17 protein-coding genes and 1 other RNA gene are annotated in these 19,537 nt (G+C 41.9%); 6 read left to right on the forward strand and 12 right to left on the reverse strand.

The window, feature by feature from the left end; genetic code table 11:
• Nucleotides 1-31: 31 nt before the first annotated feature.
• The 8 genes from ACFSJE_RS01415 to ACFSJE_RS01450 form a co-directional block, all read right to left on the reverse strand.
• Entirely contained in the window at nt 32-691 is a 660-nt protein-coding gene (locus ACFSJE_RS01415; protein WP_379829190.1) for a hypothetical protein, read from the reverse strand.
• A gap of 174 nt (nt 692-865) precedes the next feature.
• A complete protein-coding gene (locus ACFSJE_RS01420; protein ID WP_379829191.1) occupies nt 866-1,534 on the reverse strand; it encodes a response regulator transcription factor in 669 nt (222 codons plus the stop codon).
• Between the two features lie 25 nt (nt 1,535-1,559).
• Nucleotides 1,560-3,656, reverse strand: a complete 2,097-nt coding sequence (locus ACFSJE_RS01425; protein ID WP_379829192.1) for a tetratricopeptide repeat-containing sensor histidine kinase — start codon at nt 3,654-3,656, stop codon at nt 1,560-1,562.
• A 320-nt stretch (nt 3,657-3,976) separates the two neighbouring features.
• Nucleotides 3,977-4,153: a hypothetical protein gene (locus ACFSJE_RS01430; protein WP_379829193.1), complete on the reverse strand. Its 177-nt coding sequence runs from the start codon at nt 4,151-4,153 to the stop codon at nt 3,977-3,979.
• A gap of 140 nt (nt 4,154-4,293) precedes the next feature.
• Nucleotides 4,294-5,028: a LytR/AlgR family response regulator transcription factor gene (locus ACFSJE_RS01435; RefSeq protein WP_379829194.1), complete on the reverse strand. Its 735-nt coding sequence runs from the start codon at nt 5,026-5,028 to the stop codon at nt 4,294-4,296.
• Between the two features lie 129 nt (nt 5,029-5,157).
• Nucleotides 5,158-6,711, reverse strand: coding sequence for a hypothetical protein (locus ACFSJE_RS01440; protein WP_379829195.1), 1,554 nt, complete (start codon nt 6,709-6,711; stop codon nt 5,158-5,160).
• A complete protein-coding gene (locus tag ACFSJE_RS01445) occupies nt 6,711-7,100 on the reverse strand; it encodes an acyl-CoA thioesterase (protein ID WP_379829196.1) in 390 nt (129 codons plus the stop codon). The genes ACFSJE_RS01440 and ACFSJE_RS01445 overlap by 1 nt, the downstream gene beginning before the upstream one ends.
• Nucleotides 7,100-8,161: a glutaminyl-peptide cyclotransferase gene (locus ACFSJE_RS01450; protein ID WP_379829197.1), complete on the reverse strand. Its 1,062-nt coding sequence runs from the start codon at nt 8,159-8,161 to the stop codon at nt 7,100-7,102. The genes ACFSJE_RS01445 and ACFSJE_RS01450 overlap by 1 nt, the downstream gene beginning before the upstream one ends.
• 77 nt (nt 8,162-8,238) lie before the next feature.
• On the opposite strand from ACFSJE_RS01450, the gene ffs reads away from it, so the two are divergent.
• The 3 genes from ffs (at nt 8,239) to fsa (ending at nt 9,869) form a co-directional block, all read left to right on the forward strand.
• An RNA gene (gene ffs / locus ACFSJE_RS01455) (signal recognition particle sRNA small type) lies at nt 8,239-8,337 on the forward strand.
• Nucleotides 8,338-8,360: 23 nt separating this feature from the next.
• Nucleotides 8,361-9,170 (forward strand): SDR family oxidoreductase, encoded by an 810-nt coding sequence (locus ACFSJE_RS01460; RefSeq protein ID WP_379829198.1) that lies wholly within the window; start codon nt 8,361-8,363, stop codon nt 9,168-9,170.
• 42 nt (nt 9,171-9,212) lie between these two features.
• Nucleotides 9,213-9,869, forward strand: a complete 657-nt coding sequence (fsa, locus tag ACFSJE_RS01465) for a fructose-6-phosphate aldolase (RefSeq protein ID WP_379829199.1) — start codon at nt 9,213-9,215, stop codon at nt 9,867-9,869.
• A gap of 59 nt (nt 9,870-9,928) precedes the next feature.
• Here the strand turns inward: fsa and ACFSJE_RS01470 are convergent, their stop codons facing one another.
• Nucleotides 9,929-11,314 (reverse strand): TlpA family protein disulfide reductase, encoded by a 1,386-nt coding sequence (locus ACFSJE_RS01470; RefSeq protein ID WP_379829200.1) that lies wholly within the window; start codon nt 11,312-11,314, stop codon nt 9,929-9,931.
• Between the two features lie 170 nt (nt 11,315-11,484).
• On the opposite strand from ACFSJE_RS01470, the gene ACFSJE_RS01475 reads away from it, so the two are divergent.
• Nucleotides 11,485-13,113, forward strand: a complete 1,629-nt coding sequence (locus tag ACFSJE_RS01475; protein ID WP_379829201.1) for an ABC-F family ATP-binding cassette domain-containing protein — start codon at nt 11,485-11,487, stop codon at nt 13,111-13,113.
• A gap of 3 nt (nt 13,114-13,116) precedes the next feature.
• On the opposite strand, the gene ACFSJE_RS01480 is transcribed toward ACFSJE_RS01475, so the two are convergent.
• Entirely contained in the window at nt 13,117-13,836 is a 720-nt protein-coding gene (locus tag ACFSJE_RS01480; RefSeq protein ID WP_379829202.1) for a hypothetical protein, read from the reverse strand.
• Nucleotides 13,837-14,050: 214 nt separating this feature from the next.
• On the opposite strand from ACFSJE_RS01480, the gene ACFSJE_RS01485 reads away from it, so the two are divergent.
• Complete coding sequence (locus ACFSJE_RS01485) at nt 14,051-14,590, forward strand: fasciclin domain-containing protein (RefSeq protein ID WP_379829203.1); 540 nt, start codon at nt 14,051-14,053, stop codon at nt 14,588-14,590.
• Nucleotides 14,591-14,593: 3 nt separating this feature from the next.
• Here ACFSJE_RS01485 and pheT read toward each other — a convergent pair whose 3' ends face one another.
• Nucleotides 14,594-17,008, reverse strand: a complete 2,415-nt coding sequence (gene pheT, locus ACFSJE_RS01490; RefSeq protein WP_379829204.1) for a phenylalanine--tRNA ligase subunit beta — start codon at nt 17,006-17,008, stop codon at nt 14,594-14,596.
• A gap of 130 nt (nt 17,009-17,138) precedes the next feature.
• Between pheT and ACFSJE_RS01495 the strand changes: the two genes are divergently transcribed.
• The gene (locus ACFSJE_RS01495) at nt 17,139-18,386 is read left to right on the forward strand and encodes a peroxiredoxin family protein (RefSeq protein ID WP_379829205.1); all 1,248 of its coding nucleotides are present in this window, start codon (nt 17,139-17,141) and stop codon (nt 18,384-18,386) included.
• Here ACFSJE_RS01495 and leuB read toward each other — a convergent pair.
• On the reverse strand, nt 18,383-19,501 hold the full coding sequence (gene leuB / locus ACFSJE_RS01500; protein ID WP_379829206.1) for a 3-isopropylmalate dehydrogenase: 1,119 nt from the start codon (nt 19,499-19,501) through the stop codon (nt 18,383-18,385). The genes ACFSJE_RS01495 and leuB overlap by 4 nt on opposite strands.
• Nucleotides 19,502-19,537 lie beyond the last annotated feature (36 nt).

Below are 19,537 nucleotides of genomic sequence, written 5' to 3' on the forward strand. Positions count from 1 at the left end.
GGTGGGTTTTTACGCCTAAGGTTTAAGTTATTTATTCCAAAAGGAAAAGGTCCTCGTGACAGAGTTGCTTATCGTTTAGGGAATAGATCATTACCTTATGGTGGATGGTATCCTCAAAATAAAGGCCCCAAAAATCAAAATAGCTGCTTTGACTCTTGTTCGGTTCAAAGACATTGTGTGCTTTTCCTTCATAGACCGGAACAAATACCTCATAGGGCATTTCAGTCAGTCCTTTGGTGAAATACACAAAATGTTCGCTTATTTTGGATAGAATGGTTCCTATTTGTTCAGGAATACTAAAGTCATTTGTTCTGGAAATGACGATGGAAGTGTCGGTGTAGTGTAGAGAGGCTTCAACAATATCCAAAGTATGGCCATTTTGGGCATTCATGCTTTCCAAAGCTTTGGTAAAACAAGAAGACAAATGCACTTGACTTTCTGTGGGGTAACTATAACTGCCCCAATTTCCTTCGTTGAAATGACGAAGGGTCTCGGTTAGACCAAAATTAAACTTAAGGTCTAAAATCAAGTCGGCCTTGTTCTGCGCACTATTATAGCGGCACTGAATTTTAGCTTCAGCAAAAAATTCCCGTTCCAGAATTTTAATGAACTCGTCCACTCCGTTGACGGCCTCAAATATCTTTGCGCCGCTAAAGTGAAAATTAGGATTGTTTTCGTGTAGGGATGACATAGTTTTCAGCATTGTAATTTCTTACCATTAAAGTTAGGTTGATTCTTTTTTTCGAGGTTGGACAAAATCCTTAAAAATTTTGTGGGTTTTCCTTGATTTGTAGGGTTTTTACCTCAAAATGAATTGATATGATTTACGCTTGCGCTGAAATGCAGGTAACTGGTTGAAGGTTTGTTAAATGAACCCTCTGTTTTTGGCGGCTAGGATAAGGGCCAAATCGTTCTCATTTTCGGTGCCAAAAAGGGTTTTTAGATGGCGTTTTCGGTTTTCGATGGAAGAAGGGGAGAGCCTGATGAATTTCTCCAAATCCTTGTTTTTGGTCCCTTTGGAAAGGTGATAGAGTATCTGCCTGTCCTTTTCATCCAAATCAATGTCATTGGACATTTTCTTGCGGATTGCAGAAAGTGCTTTTGAAGAGTAATAAGGCGGATTTAATACAATCGTTTTCACGGCATCTTCCAAGGTCTTTGGGTCAATGTCCGTTTTTACCAAATACCCATCTGGGTCCACGGTTTTAAGAATACTGTTGATGCGGTAATTGTCGCTAAAAGACGACATGTAGACAATTTTGCTTTCGGGCACTATTTTCCGTGCCAGTATGCCCAAATCTTCACCGGAATACGGTTGGTCCTCGTTGGGAGCGAAGAGTTGAACATCCAAAAACAAAATGTCGTATTTAAAGGAATTCGCGGAGTTTTCAATAAGCTTTTTACCAGATTCGTAGGAGTTGGCAGTATCCACAATGATGGTGTACCCATCAAAAGCAATGCGTTCCAAGATAAACTTGTATCCAAGCATTGTCATTTCGTGGTCATCTATGGCCAATATTCTAAGCGTACTCATATTCTGGTTTTGTGGTTAATAAGATTTAGGTGTTTAAAACGTGTTTTTGCGTTGCTTCGTTGAGGGAATTCTCCAACTCGATGTATTTGCTTGGAATGGTTACGGTAATGGAGGTCCCATATCCTTTTTTGCTATCGATATCAAAGGTGCCTTTGACTTTTTTGACGCGGGATATGATATTCCGGATGCCAATACCACGTTTTCCTTTGGTGGTATCAAAACCGACTCCATCATCTATAACGGTCAATTTCAACTTTTCACCGTTCATTCCAAAAGCAATGTCAACGCGCTGGCATTGTGCGTGCTTAACACAGTTTTTGAGTGATTCTTGAACAATCCTGTAGGCGTTTATCTTGATGTCTCCCAAGAGGTTGTCCCAGCTCACTTTGTTGTCATACGTAAAAGAACATGTTATCCCCGAAGACTTTTCAATACCTTGAATCAAGTCCTCAAGCGATACAATAAAGTTATGAAATTTTTCATAAGATGCGTGGTTCAGCTCATGCGAAATGGTCCGTATTTCCTCCTCAACTTCCCGGAGGCGCTCAATCAATTGGGCCCGTTGCTCCACAGAAGCAGCGTCTTCACGGTCATTTAAACCACTCAAAATTAGACGGATTCCCAGCATTTCCCCAAGAATTCCATCATGCAATTCCTCTGAAATCCGTTTTTGCTCCAGTTGCTTTCCTTCCTCAAATTTACCTTGTTGGGAAAGCATGAGGTTATAGATCTCATGATTGCTCTCTTGTTGTTTCTGTCTGAATTTTAACCGGTTGTTATGGATGTACTGCGATACGATGATGAGCACGGCCATCCCAAAAATGATCAAGCCCAATACCGCACCGACCCAGATTTGTTTTTCCCGGGACAATATTTGGTTTTCTTCAATTACTTGGTCAGTTTCCAAGCGGATTCGAGCAAATTTATCCCGTTTGGTGCGCTCTTCCTCCTTTATGGTCTCATTAAGGTCGTAATAGGCATCAGAATACGCCAAAGCGTTCTCTTTGTCCAGCTTGGTTAAAAGACGGAGTACCTCGGTCAAGCGCTCATTATTATAGGTTTCCTGGGCCAATGCCCTAGATTCTTTGGCATATTGAATGGCTTCTGTACTGTCACCTTCATGCGCCAAGATTTCCGCATAAAACTGTTTTGCCCTGGGTTGATCAGTTGTATTGTCGGTACTGTCATTGATTTGAATGGCACGTTGCAGCAGTTCCTTGGCCTTCTCATCGTCTTTTTCTCCCTTAAAAATGGTATATGCTTGACTTGTCAGTGCAAGTGAATACAAGTCTATATTTTCTTCCTTTATAGTCTCGTTGTTTAGCAATTGGTTAAATACCTTTTCCGCCGAAACAAAGTCATCTTTTTTTAAAAGCTCATGGGCGATATTGTATTGGTTTTGCTGAATGAACTCAGCTTGGTCGGATTCTTCTACATATTCTATATAGGTGCTTGCTTTTTCAAAGAATTCCAAGGCCTTGTCCCGGTCGTCCATACCGCTGGCAATGACACCCAGCATGTTGTAACAATTATAGATGCGCTTTTTATCATTTAAATCTTCAAAAATTCGCAAAGCGGCCGTAACATTGATTTCTGCACCTAAATAGTCCTTGTAGGAATCTTGTATTCGACCCATGATATAGAGCATTCTCGCCTCAAGGCCATCTGATGTGTTATTGGAGGGAAGCTGTTCAAAACTTTTTAGCGCTTTTTGGTAATGGTAAAAGGCACTATCCAAGACGCCATGTTTACTGAAAAGATACCCCATGTCCCAATGCGAATTTCCCAAAACAATATGTATTTGGGAATTTTCAGCCAACTCCATAACTTGTTTGTTGGTTTCTCTAAATCCAAGGGAATCCGGTAAATTACGGTAAGCCAAGGATATATTCGAAAGTTTTTCAATACCAATACTGTCATTTGGAAGGGATAGTGCCTTATCCTTTGCTTGTTGTAGCAAATCTTTTCGCTTTTCCAAAGGAAGCTCAACACTGTCTTGGGCTATTCTTATCCAAGAGTCGATTTGTGCAGCATCCGGATCAGTAGAAACCGCTTGCTTTTGGGAGTTTTTGTTACAACCCAGCAAGATGAGAAGTATGACGATAAGAATTCTCTTTTCCAATATTAAGTAGGTTGTCTTTATTTACTTAAATTACAAGGTAACAAAAAAGCCCCAAATCTTGATTGAAATGGGGCTGAATGTATTTTAGGGTTTGAATTAAAGTTCTCTGTCTTCGTCAGCAAAGGACTTTAGTTCGTATGTTTTACTGCGGAGCTTTTCCGAGAGGTAAATTCTTTTTTGAATTTCACTCACCTTATACTTCAATGGTTGTCCATTGAGCTCACTTGCCTCTTTTTTGCACGATAAAATGCAGATTAAGACAACAGCAGCTGTAATTATTTTACTCATTTTGGCACGGTTGGTCTTAAGGTAGAAGAACATTATCCGTTTCCACGCCCTTCATCGCCATTGGAAGACTTTCCATCAGTGGCTTGGTCTTGATCTAACTTAAGGGTTTTTACCAAAGCTTCAGTGTCTTGTACATCGGTTTCAGGTTCGCAAGAAAACAATCCAACAGTTAATAGTGCTAGTGCGAAAATACTTAGTGCTCTTCTCATAATAATTAGGTTTATGGTTTTAATAAATAGGTTTATGCAGCTAAGATATTTTGATGCACTAGGGTAGGGTACTATGCAACAAATGTTTTAGTAGATGACACAATTCTGCTAGAATTCTGCGTAATAGCGTTAGAATTTTGCTAATTGATAGCCTTTACTGCAGTTTTGGAGAGCAATTCCTTTAAGGCGTCTATCTTATCCTTATAGGTTTTGGAGAAGGGGAGTTCCTCTTCGCGGTCATGGTTTAAGGTGCAGATGGATTTACCGTAGTTGATACGGGATACATACCTACTATTTAAGATGTAGCTCTGGTGTATCCGAATAAAGCCTTGGGGAAGACTATCCTCAAAAGACTTTAACGTTTTAAAGGCGCTGACCACATTACCATCGCGCATGTAGAAATCTGTGGTATTGTTGTCCGATTTAAGATACAGGATATCCTTGGTGTCCAAATACCGATAATCGTTGTACGATTTTAAACAAATCGTGGAAGGCATGTTGTGCTTTGGGTGCAGTTTGCGAAGTCGCATAATGGTCTTACGGACATCAAACTCATTATGCGGAAGTATCCAATAGTCGAAAAAGCCGCTTTTAATAGCGTTGTAAGCGTATTTTTTGGTTTTGGAGTATCCTATTATAATAGGTAAGGAGGGCATGTACTGATTCAACTCCGTAACCATTTGAAAATAATCCATCCCATCTTCGCCAAGATTGATGAGGACCATATCGGGTGTAAACTTTAAAATGGTGTTTAGACCTTCAGAAGCGTTGGTGGCAACACCTGCACATACAAAATCATCATACTCCTGTAAGTAGAGCTGTAATTGCAGCTTTGAGGCTGCACTTGAATCGATTATGGCGTAGGTGTAATCCATGTGCAATTTGCTGATTGCAAGTTACTAACGCACAAAAAAAACTCATTGCAGTTTTCCCTTAAAAAAACTATGGGTTTTACCGTAAAACGGTTGCTTTTCCTACAATTCTCCTTAAAAATTCGTTAAAAACTAATTATCTGTAACGAATTCATAGGCGCCAATATCCGGATTTTGGGTTCTGTCGGTTCCTAGAATGTCTGCGGGAACGGTGAGTGAAGCGTCGGGGTCGGCAAGGTCAATAGCAGCAGAGTTTTCATTGATGTTCAGTTGGTTTTCAATCGGTTTAATAAAATCAGGGTCTTCGTTAAACACGATGTTACGGTAAAAACTGCTATTTTCAAAATTATAGAGGGGGTTTTCGATGACTACATCATCGTCCAAATCCAACTTTATAAGGCAATTACTGAAATTAAAATTGAAATCTGAGCTCAAATCCTGTTGTAGCATAAGCTCGGTATTGGAGCTTCCAAAGATGATGCAATTGACAAAATCCGCACTTTCCAAGGTCGATACAACCCGATTTCCATCAGGCGCTATTTGATAATTACTCAGAGAAACGGAAGAACCGCCCCTAAAACCATGGCTCCAATAATTGGCCAATGTACAGTGGGTGAAACTATAAATTCCGCCTTCAGCAAACAGCGATGAATTGCCGGCTCCTCCCAGAACTGTATTTTCTGCATCAATAAAAGCGTCAATGGCCCAAAGATTATGGTTTTGACTGTTATGGATTTGGGTGTTTCTAAGGGTGAGGGTGGGGGTATCCAAGATTCCGTCTCCTTCAACCCGTAACCCAACAGTGGCATTTTTAAGGGTCAAGTGATTTATCTGATTGTTGCTACTACCTTCGCGAATCCAAATCGTGCCCCATTGACCCGGCTGGTCGGCATAGTAGCTTTCAAGTCGGTCTCCTTCAAAAATGACCTCATTTTCCAAAGCCTCAGGGTCTTCACTTAATGTACCGTTTATGGCAATGGATGCTCCGGTATCAACCAGAATCCCGGAATTGTCATGAAAATGAACCCTTGTCCCTGCTTGCATCGTCAAGGTGTTTCCATCTGGAACGGCAGCATATCCGTAAATCACATACGGCTTTTCATTGGTGAAGAGCAATTCATCCGACTCCAGATAAAACCCTTCAACCTTAATGTCCTCTCCATTTTCATCCGTACCCAAAACAAGTGATTCCTTGGTGCCATCTGAAAGTGTTCTGGGATACAAAAACACGGCATCTTTGACCAAAGTGACCAATTCTACCCTTTGGGTAGCAGGACCTGTACCGAACAAAAGACTCTCAGTATACAAAAATTCATTTTCAGGGATTTCTGAGATATCGAATGTGGTTTCGATAAGCACATAAAGACTGTCCTTGGCCAAAAGCGGGACATCATCGAACTCTTTTCCGGGCAAACCATCCACATTTAGTCGATAGCTGCTGTTCTGGCCAGTTTCCATGCCCACATAGGGGATAAGAATATCTTCATCGGAACGATTGTAGACTTTTAAGGAATAGGTACTGCTGCCAATATTGGTAAAGACGGTATCCAAAAAGACCGTGTCCCTTGAAAATTCCAAGTTGCCCGTGCTGGGCACAAACTCAAAATCTGTACGACATGAGGCAACCACCACCAAAAACAAGGCGGTCAATGCGGCTAAAGGCCATCGTATGTACCAGCGAGACACTATAGAAATAGGGTTTTAACAGCATCGGGAACTCGTTTGGGGCGAAATGTTTTTGCGTCCAAAAGGCACCATTCTGTATGGGCATTAACCAAAAGTTGGCCTGTTTTATTGTTCTTGATTTCAACGACCCTTGTAGAAATGGGCCCTGTGTTGTCCTTTATATAGGTATTCATTTGTATGGTATCTCCTAATACCGCGGATTTGTGATATGAAATATTGTGGTTTTTTACCACCCAGACCATTTCATTCCGAATCTCCTGTGAGGTGACCTTCTCCCAGTGATTTTTTGAAATTTCCTGAATCCATTCCACGTAGCGGACATTGTTCACATGGTTCAGGTCGTCCAAGTCTTGCAATTGCACATCAAAGGTTTCCGTGTAGTTCTGCATCAATCTTTTTTACGGATTTTCACCTCAAATAACTTGTCCCAGTTTTTACCGGTCACAAAAAAGGTTTCTTTATCCTTGTTGTAGGCAACACCATTGAGCACCGAATTGGTATCATCCCATTCCGGCCCACGGTTCACCTTGCTTTTTAGCCCACCAAAATTAATGACCCCTTCAATGGCCCCCGAGGTAGCATCAATGATCATCATGCTTTCTTTTTGGTAGACATTGGCATAGATTTTACCATTTACATATTCAAGCTCGTTGGCTTTGTTGAAAATGGACTTATTGGTAGCCGTTTCTATGTGGCCTTGCTCCTGAAGGGTTTCAGGATCCAAAAACCAGATTTTTTCCGTACCATCACTTTTGAATAATTTTTTGCCATCGTTACAAAGCCCCCATCCTTCACGACTTTCACCGTAGGTGAAGGTTCTGAGTTGTTCCAAATTTTCGGGATTGTAAACAAAACCCATTCCGCTTTGCCAAGTAAGTAGGTACAGCTTGTCGTTAAGAATGGTGATTCCCTCGCCAAAAACTGAATTTTCCAAAGCCACGTTTTGAAGCACTTCCCCCGTCTCATAATTTACCTTGCGCAGAGTAGATGCTCCCCGTTTCCCTGTACTTTCATAAAGCACCCCATTATTGAATTCCAATCCTTGAGTATAAGCGGAAGGATCATGTGGGTAGGTGTTTATAATGTCATAGGTATAAATTTCGGGGGCAGATGGTGCCAAGAGCCGAAGTTTCTCCTCGATTTCCACAGCTTGGTCCTCAATATTGAATTTGGCCACGAGGGTCTTGCTGCCCAAAGTGGGTACATTTAGGGTGATTTTGCCATCTTCGACAGGAAGTTCCTGCCCATCCATGTAATAATGGACTTCGGAAATTTCGATATCCTTTTTGTTTTTGAGGACTACGCCAACCTTTTGGTTTTGCTGTGGATTGTTTTCTTCCAACTGAATGGAAAAATGTTTCGATGGGTCGGCGTCTCCTCCGCAGCCTAGAAAAAAGAGTAAAAAGCCAGAAATGGAAAGCAGTTTTACCATGGTTTTTAATTGCTTCATGCTATAATGATCCTTGATCTTCGAAATTAAGGATGAAATAGGATTGTGACAAATTTAAAAGGTCGTATATTTGCATCTGGCAAGTCCTACACGACCAGCTCCTGTAGAATCCCCCAGGGCGGGAACGCAGCAAGGGTATACGGTCGTAGCGGTGCGATGTAGGTAGCTTGCCTTTTTTTGTTCCCTGAACCCAACCAAAATGGATAAAAAAGTTGTTCTTATCACCGGCGGTTCTTCTGGTATTGGCAAGGCCATTGGAACTTTTTTGGCCTCCAAGGGGTATGTGGTATACGGCACCACAAGAAATCCCAAAAACTATCCCGATTTTGATGCTTTTGAACTTGTGCAGTTGGATGTGAAAGATGTAAACAGCATTCAAAAAGCCGTTTCATCTATTATTTCCAAGGAAAAGCGACTGGATGTTTTGATCAATAATGCCGGGGTGGGCATCACGGGACCCATCGAAGAAACACCCTATGAGGAAATAGTTAATGTTTTTGAGACCAATTTTCATGGTCCAGTGCATATGATGAAGGCTGTATTGCCACAAATGCGCAAACAGGGTGGGGGAGCTATCATCAACATTACCTCCATTGCTGGATACATGGGATTGCCTTTCCGGGGATTTTATTCAGCCACCAAAGGTGCGCTAGGTCTAATTACGGAAGCATTGCGAATGGAAACCAAGGACTTTGGTGTTACGGTTACCAATGTTGCCCCGGGAGATTTTGTCACTAATATCGCAGCAGGCAGGTACCATGCCCCAGTTTTGGACGGTTCGCCTTATGAGGATAAATACGCCCAGACCATAGATTCCATAAATAATGATGTGGACAGTGGGGGAGACCCTATTAAAGTTGCAGAGGCCGTATACAAGATTATCAACCAAAAACAGCCCAAAGTACATAATCCCGTTGGGGCTTTTTTACAAAAGTTTTCCCTTAGGTTAAAGAAAATATTACCGGACAAAGTCTACGAAAAACTATTGCTCAACCATTATAAGTTGTAATTTTACACTTGTTAGTACTAATCAAATCGAAAATAAATCAGAATGAAGTTTTTTATTGATACCGCAAATCTAGATCAGATAAAAGAGGCCCAAGCATTGGGAGTATTGGACGGTGTTACCACCAATCCATCATTAATGGCCAAAGAGGGCATTACAGGAAAGGACAATATTCTTAAGCATTACGTTGACATTTGTAACATCGTTGATGGTGATGTTTCCGCTGAAGTAGTGGGAACCGAGTTTGATGTCATGGTTAAAGAAGGTGAGGAGTTGGCCGAATTGCACGAACAGATTGTAGTTAAGGTGCCCATGATCAAAGATGGTGTAAAGGCGCTAAAATATTTCTCAGATAAAGGCATACGTACCAACTGTACCTTGGTTTTCTCTCCAGGACAGGCGTTGTTGGCCGCTAAAGCTGGAGCTACCTATGTTTCTCCATTTTTGGGTCGTTTGGATGATATCTCAACAGATGGTTTAAACCTTATCTCTGAGATTAGATTGATTTATGACAACTACGGATTTGAAACGCAAATATTGGCGGCCTCCATCCGACACACCATGCACGTGATCGATTGTGCCAAAATAGGTGCTGATGTTATGACAGGCCCATTGTCATCAATTGAAGGGTTGTTGCATCACCCACTTACAGACATTGGATTGGAAAAATTCTTGGCAGATTACCGCAAAGGGAATTCCTAAGACGATATCAAATCAAAATAAAATCGAAGACCCTGAAACTATGTTTCGGGGTTTTTTGTTTATAGCGAAGAATAGAGATCCCCAAAACCTTCAACAATCAAGGTATCTTGGGTGATCACACATTTGTTGATTTTGTCGATGACCATCGTCATTTGAATTTCCTTGAAGTTTTCACCATAGAACTGGCTGTTCTTGTCCAGACCATATTGGTCCAGAAAGGCATTCCATTGCGCGTAGCTGGTTTTCAGGTTGATTCCGACGAAATTGTGCTTGGGATATTTCTTTTTCAATTCGGCAATACGTTTGATGGTATTTCTGAACTGTTGTTCTTTTTCAGCAGTCCAAAAATAGATGACCGTATTCTTTTTTCTGCTGGCAATAGTCTTTAGGGAAACATCTTGGCCACTTGCATCCTTTAGGGTCAAATCCGGTAATGTTTGACTGGATTGTAAATGCTGGATGCTTCTATACAGATGGTCTATTTCATCCTTATGTTCCTTATTGGACGATAGTGTATTGAACTTATCAATAAATAGCTGACATTCAGGGTCTGATTTGTGCTCCTTAATCAAATAATCCACCGCAATGTTCCTAAAAAGAACGTCCCTGATATCTTGCTCTTCCACCAAACTGTCCACCAAATGGAGTTTGTGCTTATTGAAGTGCAAGTGATTACTTCCAATTTGCTCTTCCCTATCGCAATCCTCCATGCATTCCATGTAGGACAAGTTTCCGAAATGCCATTTCATGAAATCAAAATAGGGCTTAAAGTACGTTAGGTCGCTATCGTTAAAATTGATGCTATCCCTGTATGCATAAAAAGAGTGGTTGAAGTTGTGGACGTTTTCTTCCCCAGTTTTACGTTTGTGGAAAAACGGATATTTTTCTTTGTAGATGTAGTTGTTATAATCCACAGAAGCTTTTGCTAGGTTGAGCGCACGGTCAGAAAGTTGAACATCAGTTAACATTTCGCTTAAATGATGGGTTTTCATATCCCGTAGCGAATCCACCTTTTTACTGAAATCTTCTGGGTCCAAATCGTAGAAGCTGTACACCACAGAGCCTTCGGATTCGTAGGTGAGGTACATTTCCATTAAAAAGTTGTTCACTTCGCTTCCTTTTCCGGAAAAAACCAAGGATTCATCAAACTCAACGGTGTTCAAACGAGCGAGAAGACTATCGCCTTCCTGAAGGTAAATGTATTGAAGTTCGGGTTCGTGGTTAAAATGGTAAAGTCCCTCATCAATTCCTTGAAGATTAAAGGAAAAGCGGTTGTTGTCATCCAATTTCACCGAGTCCACATAAGCGTCGTTTCGGTAGAGAACAACGTAGTCACTCGTAGGATTAACGATTTCACCCCCAAAGAAGACAGAAGCACATTCTCCGTTCTTCCTTGCACAACCAAAAGTTGACAATAAGGTGAGGCCGAGTAAAATTCTAACCATAAAGGGAACAATACGTTTATCGAACAAAATTACGGATACCTGTTAGCTGAGCTTGTTAATGGGTAGTTAAATGTTGTAAAACTGTGTTTTTATGCCACTTAATAATGTGCTCTTAAATTGGAATTACGCCTCGCTTTTAGCTACTTTTGCAAAAAAATAGAAGAAATAGCATGTTATCAGTATCCAATTTATCCGTACAGTTTGGAAAGCGCGTATTGTTCGATGAGGTCAACGTAACCTTTACCGATGGAAATTGCTATGGTATCATTGGGGCCAATGGTGCCGGAAAATCAACTTTCTTGAAGATTTTATCGGGCCAACAGGACCAAACTTCCGGTCATGTCCATCTGGAACCCGGCAAACGGATGTCCATTTTGGAGCAGAACCACAATGCGTATGATGAATTTACGGTTTTGGAATCTGTGGTTATGGGTAACAAACCTTTGTACACCATCAAAAAGCAAATCGATGCACTTTATGCTGATTATACGGATGAAAATGCGGAGAAGATAGGGGAGTTGCAGGTTGAGTTTGAAGAAATGAATGGTTGGAATGCTGATAGTGACGCCGCCGCGCTTTTATCAAACTTGGGTATAACTGAGGATTTGCATTACACAACCATGGCCGACATGGATTCCAAGTTGAAGGTACGGGTGCTATTGGCCCAGGCCTTGTTCGGGAACCCTGATGTTCTGATTATGGATGAGCCGACCAACGACTTGGACTACGAAACCATAAATTGGTTGGAGAACTTCTTGGCCAACTACGAAAACACCGTAATTGTGGTTTCGCACGATAGGCACTTCTTGGATGCGGTTTGTACCAGCATCGCCGACATCGATTTTGGAAAAATAAACCTCTACTCAGGGAACTATACTTTCTGGTACGAGAGTAGCCAGTTGGCGGCCCGTCAGAGAGCCCAACAGAACAGAAAAGCAGAGGAAAAGGCCAAGGAACTTCAAGAATTCATTCAACGTTTTAGTGCCAACGTGGCCAAGAGTAAACAGGCCACTTCCAGAAAGAAGATGTTGGACAAATTAAAGGTTGAGGACATTAAACCTTCCAGCCGAAGATATCCAGCCATTATTTTTGATCGTGAACGCGAAGCAGGGGACCAAATCCTAAATGTGGAGAAACTGTCAGCCGCGACTGAAGATGGCGATGTGTTGTTCCAAAATGTGAACATCAACTTGGCAAAAGGGGATAAAGTGGCCATTCTTTCCAAAGATTCCAGGGCCACGACCGCTTTTTATGATATCATTTCAGGAAAAACCAAAGCAGAGTCAGGTTCTTATCAATGGGGTGTGACCACCAGTCAATCGTATTTGCCTGCGGATAACTCAGACTTTTTCAAAGACGATATTAATTTGGTGGACTGGTTGCGTCAGTGGGCCAAAACCGAAGAAGAACGCGAAGAGGTCTACATTCGTGGTTTCCTTGGAAAGATGTTGTTCAGCGGGGAAGAAGCATTGAAAAAATGTACAGTACTTTCCGGTGGTGAAAAAGTGCGTTGTATGTTGAGCCGCATGATGATGCTTCGGGCAAATGTATTGTTGTTGGATGAACCCACCAACCACTTGGATTTGGAGAGTATCACGGCCTTCAACAACTCATTGAAAAACTTTAAAGGCACCATCTTGTTGACCACGCATGACCATGAATTTGTGCATACCGTGGCAAACAGAATCATTGAGTTGACTCCAAAAGGCACCATTGACCGTTACCTTACTTTTGATGATTACATGTCTGATAAGTCCATCAAAGAGCAACGGGAAAAAATGTATGCCGTTACGGTTTAGAATCTAGGCATTGTAATATTTGCTGTTCCAGATGGCGGGGTTAAAATTCTTGCCCAGAGCAAATCCGTAGAATATCACTACGGAGGCCACACATTTGAACATAAAGAAAAAGATGATCCAGAATTCGGCCGTTGTGTTGTTTTTGGAGAACAATCCATCTGGCACTAGTAGCGTCACCACAAAACTAATGAGCAGCACTAGAAATGTCAAGTTCACGATATTCTTGAAAGGCCACACTAGCATTTTCCGTAACGGATGCAGGTCATTTCCCCATTTGTGCACCAAGTAGAAATAATCATTGCCTATTGGCGCGAAGAGTAGGGGGTCATCCTTATCCTCCAACTTAAAGAGTTTGGAAGGTGCCATGATTTTGTAACCTTTGATTTCGGTCTCGTGCAAAGTTTCCAATTCCTTAATTTTTGAAATGGCACTTTTCGGAATCTTCCCCTTAAAATAGGAACTGTCCAAAAATCGGAGTCTGTAATCAATACAAATTTCCTTGATTTGGTCAATGTGAAAGATTTTGTCTGTATCCAAAAGGTCAAAAACAAGTGCGTTGGAAACATCCTTGTTTGTTGAACTTAGTTCGCTTGAAATTCGCTCTTCGGTCAAGGCGTTCTGCTGCAGAATAGCCTGGACTTCCGCTAAAATATCATGTTCTTTCTTCTGCTTCTCCTTGATTTTATGAAGCTTGTGCTCAATGTTCGTTCCCTTTGCAATCATACCTGTTTTCTTAGCAATTCCTTCAAAGTTAAGCAATTGAGATGTTGATTCTAAACAGGGTTTTGAAAAACCTCGCGTTAACATTTCGTTAAATCAAATTTGGGGCAAAAAAAATGATTGACATTCTGTTAAAAAGGTGTATCTTATCGAAGTTTTTGACCGTTAATCGTAAAACCACAATATTTAAAAACCGCCCAAATCTGAGAACCAATCGATGAAAACCCCGCTTTTAAAAACCCTACTTGGCCTTTGCCTATCCTTTAGTTTTTCAGCTTTCTCCCAGAGTACTGGTTCTGCAAGTTCATCGGCAATAGCACACAATACAATCGCCTCAGAGCACCATAAGATTCTTTCTGCGGCCGTGGAAGCCACAGATTTGGATGATATTCTGGACAATTCGGGGCCTTTCACAATTTTTGCGCCTTCCGATGCCGCTTTTGAACGTTTTTCAAGCGAAAAAATAGCCCAACTCATCAACTCTCAAGATAAGAGTGCTTTAAAATCGTTGGTGGCATATCATATTGTTGCAGGCCATTTGACTGCCTCACGAATCCTAAGAGCCCTGTGCAGAGGTAATGGTAAAGCAAGCTTCACCACGATTCAAGGAAAGAAGCTATTGGCACATTTGGATGGCTATGACATCGTTTTAACCGACCCAATGGGAAATACGGCACGTATTACTACCGCAGATGTAAGCCAAGAGAATACAGTCATCCATGAGATTGACAGTGTTATTCTTCCCACTCAAATGTAAGGACTAGCGCAGTTCTGCTCCCAATTCTTTTTGGTACTGGGTCAAAAGTTTGCCCATGATTTTATCAATCTGCTTGTCTGTCAAGGTCTTTTTGTCATCCATCAAGGTAAAACTGACAGCATAGGACTTTTTACCCTTTGGAAGGTTTTTACCGGTATACACGTCAAACAGGTTCACCTTTTTCAGTAGATTTTTTTCCGTGCTCCATGCAATATCATAGACTTTTTGGAACGAAGCATTTTCATCCAACAACAGCGCGAAGTCACGGGTAACCTCAGGGAATTTTGGAATTTCCTGGAATATCACATTTTGTGTGTTCACGGAGGACAAAATCGAATCCCAATGAAAATCGGCGAATAAAACATCTTGTTTTATGTCGAATTTCTTCAACATGGCCTTGCTCACCAATCCATATTCAGCCAATGGTTTGCCATTTATACTGCAGGAAAGTCCCTCTGCGAATACGGCATCAGCATGTGGTTTGGTGTCGATGCCCTTTAGACCCAATCGGTCAAAAAGACTTTCAACGATTCCTTTTAAAAAGAAAAAGTCGGTTTTCTTGGATTCGCTTGCCCAGCTATCTTCGGAACGGTCCCCAGAAATAAATAGGGACAGGTGGCGTTTCTCCTGATTTTCCGCTCCGACTTTATGGTAGGTTTTCCCAAACTCAAACAATTTAAGATTGGTTTTCTGTCTGTTGTGATTAAAACTGACAGTTTGCAATCCAGAAAGCAACATGGAAGTGCGTAAAACGGATAAATCGGAGCTTAACGGATTCAGCATTTTAACCGCTCCGTCACCAGCTACCTTTTCTGAATCAGCCGCCACAAGGCTATTGGTCATGATTTCGTAGAATCCTTGGGCAGCCAAGGTGTTTCCTACGACATCTTGAATCCTGTGATTTTCAAAACGGGAAGTTCGGGCAATGGAGGCGTTCAACTTCTCCTTGTAATCAATATTGTTGTATCCGTAAACCCTTAGAATTTCTTCAATCACATCCACTTCGCGAGTCACATCCACACGATAGGTTGGGATGGTCAAACCTAGACCAGATTCTGTAACGTTGTTGATCCTGATTTCCAATGAAGACAAAATAGATTTAATCGTGTCCCTTGGAATTTCCTGCCCAATCAAGGAGTTGATTTTATCAAAGGTCAAGAACACTTGTCGCTCCTGTGGTTTTTTGGGATAGAGGTCAATGACTTCTGAAGTGATGTAACCTCCGGCAATTTCGCGAATCAACAAGGCAGCTCTTTTTAAGGCATACTCTGTCATATTGATGTCGATACCGCGCTCAAATCGGAATGATGCATCCGTGTTAAGCCCATGACGTTTGGCCGTTTTACGGATGGAAACCGGGTCAAAATAGGCACTTTCCAAGAAAATAGCCGAAGTATGTTCCGTGACTCCTGAATGAATGCCACCAAAAACCCCAGCGATGCACATGGGTTTTTCCGTATCACAAATCATAAGGTCGTCCTCATGAAGTTCCCGTTCCACCTCATCCAAAGTTTTGAACTTGGTTCCAGCGGGGAGCGTTTTCACTTCAATTTTATTGCCTTTTATTTTCGAAGCATCAAAGGCGTGCAAGGGCTGCCCCAACTCGTGGAGCACATAATTGGTTACATCCACCACATTGTTGATGGGAGAAAGGCCAATGGCTTTCAAGCGATTCTTTAACCAATCGGGGGAATCTTGAACAATAAGATTGCTGATGGTAACACCGCAATATCGTGGAGCAAGCATGCTATCCTTCACTTCCACATCAATCTTCAATGAGCGGTTGTCAATGGAAAAGTTGCTGGTTGACGGAGTCACCAATTCTTTTTGGATTTCCTTTTGTTCCAAACCGGCTTTAAGGTCTCGGGCCACCCCAAAATGACTCATGGCATCTGCACGGTTGGGAGTGAGTCCAATTTCAAAAACCTCGTCATTTTCAATATCAAAGACTTTGGAACAGGGGGTGCCAGGTTCTAATGCGGAGTTCAAAATCATAATACCATCGTGGCTTTCACCAAGACCGAGCTCATCCTCGGCACAAATCATCCCCTGGCTTTCTTCACCACGAATCTTACCTTTTTTGATTTGCCACGCTTCACCTTCTTTGGTATACAACGTGGTTCCGATAGTGGCCACAGGAACCTTTTGTCCTGCAGCTACATTGGGGGCTCCGCAGACAATCTGCAATGGGGTTTCTTGGCCCACATCCACAGTCGTTAGTTTTAGGCGGTCAGCGTTAGGATGTTGAACGCAGGTCAATACATGACCGACTACCACGCCCTTTAATCCACCCTTTGCTGATTCAAAACTGGAAATGCCCTCAACCTCAAGACCCAGGTCAGTCAACAGTTCACCTGTTTTCTGTGAATCCCAATCAATCTGCAAAAACTGCTTCAACCAGTTGTAAGAAATCTTCATACCCCAATTTTATAAGTCGACAAATATAAAACAATAGGGGAACAGATTCAACGTAAATAGCGTTCATAAGTCGGATGTAGTTGTAAGTTTTGGATTGTATTTGCTACATTTAGGAAAAATCTTTCAGGGTATGAGAAGAATTTGTGTGCTGTTACTTACTGTTACACTGTTGGTTGCATCGTGCAAAAACGAAGAGGAACGAAAATTGGCCTTAGGTGATTGGGTGGGTAAAATGGAGGTCTTGGACTCCCGATTATTACCCTTCAATTTTACACTTTCCTTGAATGAAGATGGAAAGTACATTATGGAAATGCGCAATGCAGAGGAAGTAATCATCGTGGATGAAATTACAATAAACGGGGATTCCTTGAACATACGAATGCCCATATTTGAAGGTCATTTTACGGGAACGTTCACCGAAAACGAGATGAAAGGCAATTTTATTGAGGAGGGTAAGGAGCGTTCGGTTCCTTTTAGTGCCGTGCATGGTGATAATACACGATTTGAGGTAAAGGAGGATGCCACCGTAAACATATCAGGGATATGGGAAACCTATTTCAATGTCAACACCCAAAATGAATATCCGGCGAAGGGTATTTTCATGCAAAATGGTAATAACGTGAAAGGTACTTTTAGGACCAAAACGGGGGATTACCGTTATCTGGACGGGGTGGTATCCGGAGATAGCATGAAACTTTCAGCATTCGATGGTTCCCATGTGTATCTGTTCTTGGCTCAAGTAACCGATAGTACGTTGGATGGCACCTTTTATTCAGGGCGACATGCAGTACAGGAGTTTTTGGGCGCCCGCAATGAGGCATTTGAACTTCCTGATGCGGATTCATTGACCTACCTAAGACCGGGTTATGATAAATTCGACTTTTCTTTTCCAGATGCTACTGGAGAAATGGTGAGTCTTTCGGACCCGCAATTTAAAGACAAGGCCGTTTTAGTGCAGATCATGGGCACGTGGTGCACCAATTGCTTGGATGAAACCCGATTTTACGTCGACTTTTTGGAAAAGAACCCTCACTTGAATGTGGAATTGGTGGCATTGGCGTTTGAATATGCCAAGACCAAGGAAAAAGCATTTGAGGGCATTACAAGATTAAAGGAACGTACAGGAGCTGATTACCCCATTCTTTTGGCGCAATATGGCACATCAAACAAGCAGAAGGCCAATGAAAAGCTGCCCATGCTGAACCATATTTTATCCTATCCAACTACTATTTATATTGATAAAAATGGAGAGGTGAAAAAAATACATACGGGATTCAACGGGCCGGCTACGGGTGAAAAATACGAGCAGTTCAAAGAACAGTTTGCGGAAACTATTCAAGAGCTTACCACTGAAGAATCGGGAATCTCGGCGGACTAAATAATGGTCGATTTACCTAAATCGATGTTCTCATCGTTCATGTTGAAATCATCTTCAATATCCACAATATTGTGGGCGATAAAATCACCAACCTGGTTGGTCCCGTATTGACTTTTTGGCTTCAAATCTGGGGTAACAATACCTTTTTTCAAGGCCTTATCTACCGCTTTTTTAATGGCAAGTGCTTCTTCACCAAGATCAAAATGTTCCAACAGCATTGCTGCGGATAGGATAGAGGCAATGGGATTGGCAATGTCTTTTCCAGCGGCTTGTGGATACGAGCCATGAATAGGTTCGAAAAGCGCGTTTTCCTCCCCAACGGAGGCCGAGGCCAACAATCCGATGGACCCTCCTATAACACTTCCTTCATCTGAAATAATGTCCCCGAACATATTTTCGGTTAGGATTACATCAAATTGACTTGGGTTCAGGATGATTTGCATAGCGGCATTGTCCACAAAAAGAAAATCCAAAGCCACCTCTGGGTAGCTTTCTCCAATTTTGGTGACCACTTTACGCCAAAGCCGCGAAGATTCCAATACGTTGGCTTTGTCAACCAAAGTGAGTTTCTTTTTTCGGGTTTTAGCCGCTTTGAATGCCAAATGGGTGATTCGGCTTATTTCTCCTTCCGAATATTCACAAAGGTCAGAGGCGATGGTGCCTTCCTCATTCAATTTCTTCTCACCAAAATAGATACCCCCGGTCAATTCTCTATAAATTACAAAATCAGTACCCGAAATAATATCTTTTTTCAATGGAGATTTGTCAAGCAATGAAGGATACGCTTGCACGGGCCGAATATTGGCAAATAGCCCCAATTCTTTTCTCAACTTCAACAAGCCTTGCTCTGGCCGAACTTTGGCATTGGGGTCATTGTCAAACTTTGGGTCCCCAATCGCACCGAATAGAACCGCATCAGCCTCTTTGCAGAGTTTTAGGGTGTTATCGGGAAGAGGAGCTCCCTTTTTTTTAATGGCGATGGCTCCGACGGGCGCCTCTTTATAAACAAATTGGTGATTGAACGTCTCTTCAACGGCTTGTAAACATTTCACTGCCTGGGCCAACACCTCGGGTCCTATACCATCTCCAGGTAGCAAAGCAATGTTCAAATTCATCTTGTAACCTTTGGTTAAAATGTAAAGCGGTAAGTC

This window comes from Flagellimonas iocasae (genome assembly GCF_042682725.1).
In the GTDB taxonomy this organism is placed as follows: domain Bacteria; phylum Bacteroidota; class Bacteroidia; order Flavobacteriales; family Flavobacteriaceae; genus Flagellimonas; species Flagellimonas iocasae.

What these genes read in the sequence shown, in the direction of transcription:
- ACFSJE_RS01420 (WP_379829191.1), bottom strand. Translation starts at nt 1,534, where the DNA reads ATGAGTACGCTTAGAATATTGGCCATAGATGACCACGAAATGACAATG.
- ACFSJE_RS01415 (WP_379829190.1), bottom strand. Translation starts at nt 691, where the DNA reads ATGTCATCCCTACACGAAAACAATCCTAATTTTCACTTTAGCGGCGCA.
- ACFSJE_RS01430 (WP_379829193.1), bottom strand. Translation starts at nt 4,153, where the DNA reads ATGAGAAGAGCACTAAGTATTTTCGCACTAGCACTATTAACTGTTGGA.
- ACFSJE_RS01460 (WP_379829198.1), top strand. Translation starts at nt 8,361, where the DNA reads ATGGATAAAAAAGTTGTTCTTATCACCGGCGGTTCTTCTGGTATTGGC.
- ACFSJE_RS01485 (WP_379829203.1), top strand. Translation starts at nt 14,051, where the DNA reads ATGAAAACCCCGCTTTTAAAAACCCTACTTGGCCTTTGCCTATCCTTT.
- ACFSJE_RS01450 (WP_379829197.1), bottom strand. Translation starts at nt 8,161, where the DNA reads ATGAAGCAATTAAAAACCATGGTAAAACTGCTTTCCATTTCTGGCTTT.
- pheT (WP_379829204.1), bottom strand. Translation starts at nt 17,008, where the DNA reads ATGAAGATTTCTTACAACTGGTTGAAGCAGTTTTTGCAGATTGATTGG.
- ACFSJE_RS01495 (WP_379829205.1), top strand. Translation starts at nt 17,139, where the DNA reads ATGAGAAGAATTTGTGTGCTGTTACTTACTGTTACACTGTTGGTTGCA.
- ACFSJE_RS01475 (WP_379829201.1), top strand. Translation starts at nt 11,485, where the DNA reads ATGTTATCAGTATCCAATTTATCCGTACAGTTTGGAAAGCGCGTATTG.
- ACFSJE_RS01480 (WP_379829202.1), bottom strand. Translation starts at nt 13,836, where the DNA reads ATGATTGCAAAGGGAACGAACATTGAGCACAAGCTTCATAAAATCAAG.
- fsa (WP_379829199.1), top strand. Translation starts at nt 9,213, where the DNA reads ATGAAGTTTTTTATTGATACCGCAAATCTAGATCAGATAAAAGAGGCC.
- leuB (WP_379829206.1), bottom strand. Translation starts at nt 19,501, where the DNA reads ATGAATTTGAACATTGCTTTGCTACCTGGAGATGGTATAGGACCCGAG.
- ACFSJE_RS01435 (WP_379829194.1), bottom strand. Translation starts at nt 5,028, where the DNA reads ATGGATTACACCTACGCCATAATCGATTCAAGTGCAGCCTCAAAGCTG.
- ACFSJE_RS01470 (WP_379829200.1), bottom strand. Translation starts at nt 11,314, where the DNA reads ATGGTTAGAATTTTACTCGGCCTCACCTTATTGTCAACTTTTGGTTGT.
- ACFSJE_RS01445 (WP_379829196.1), bottom strand. Translation starts at nt 7,100, where the DNA reads ATGCAGAACTACACGGAAACCTTTGATGTGCAATTGCAAGACTTGGAC.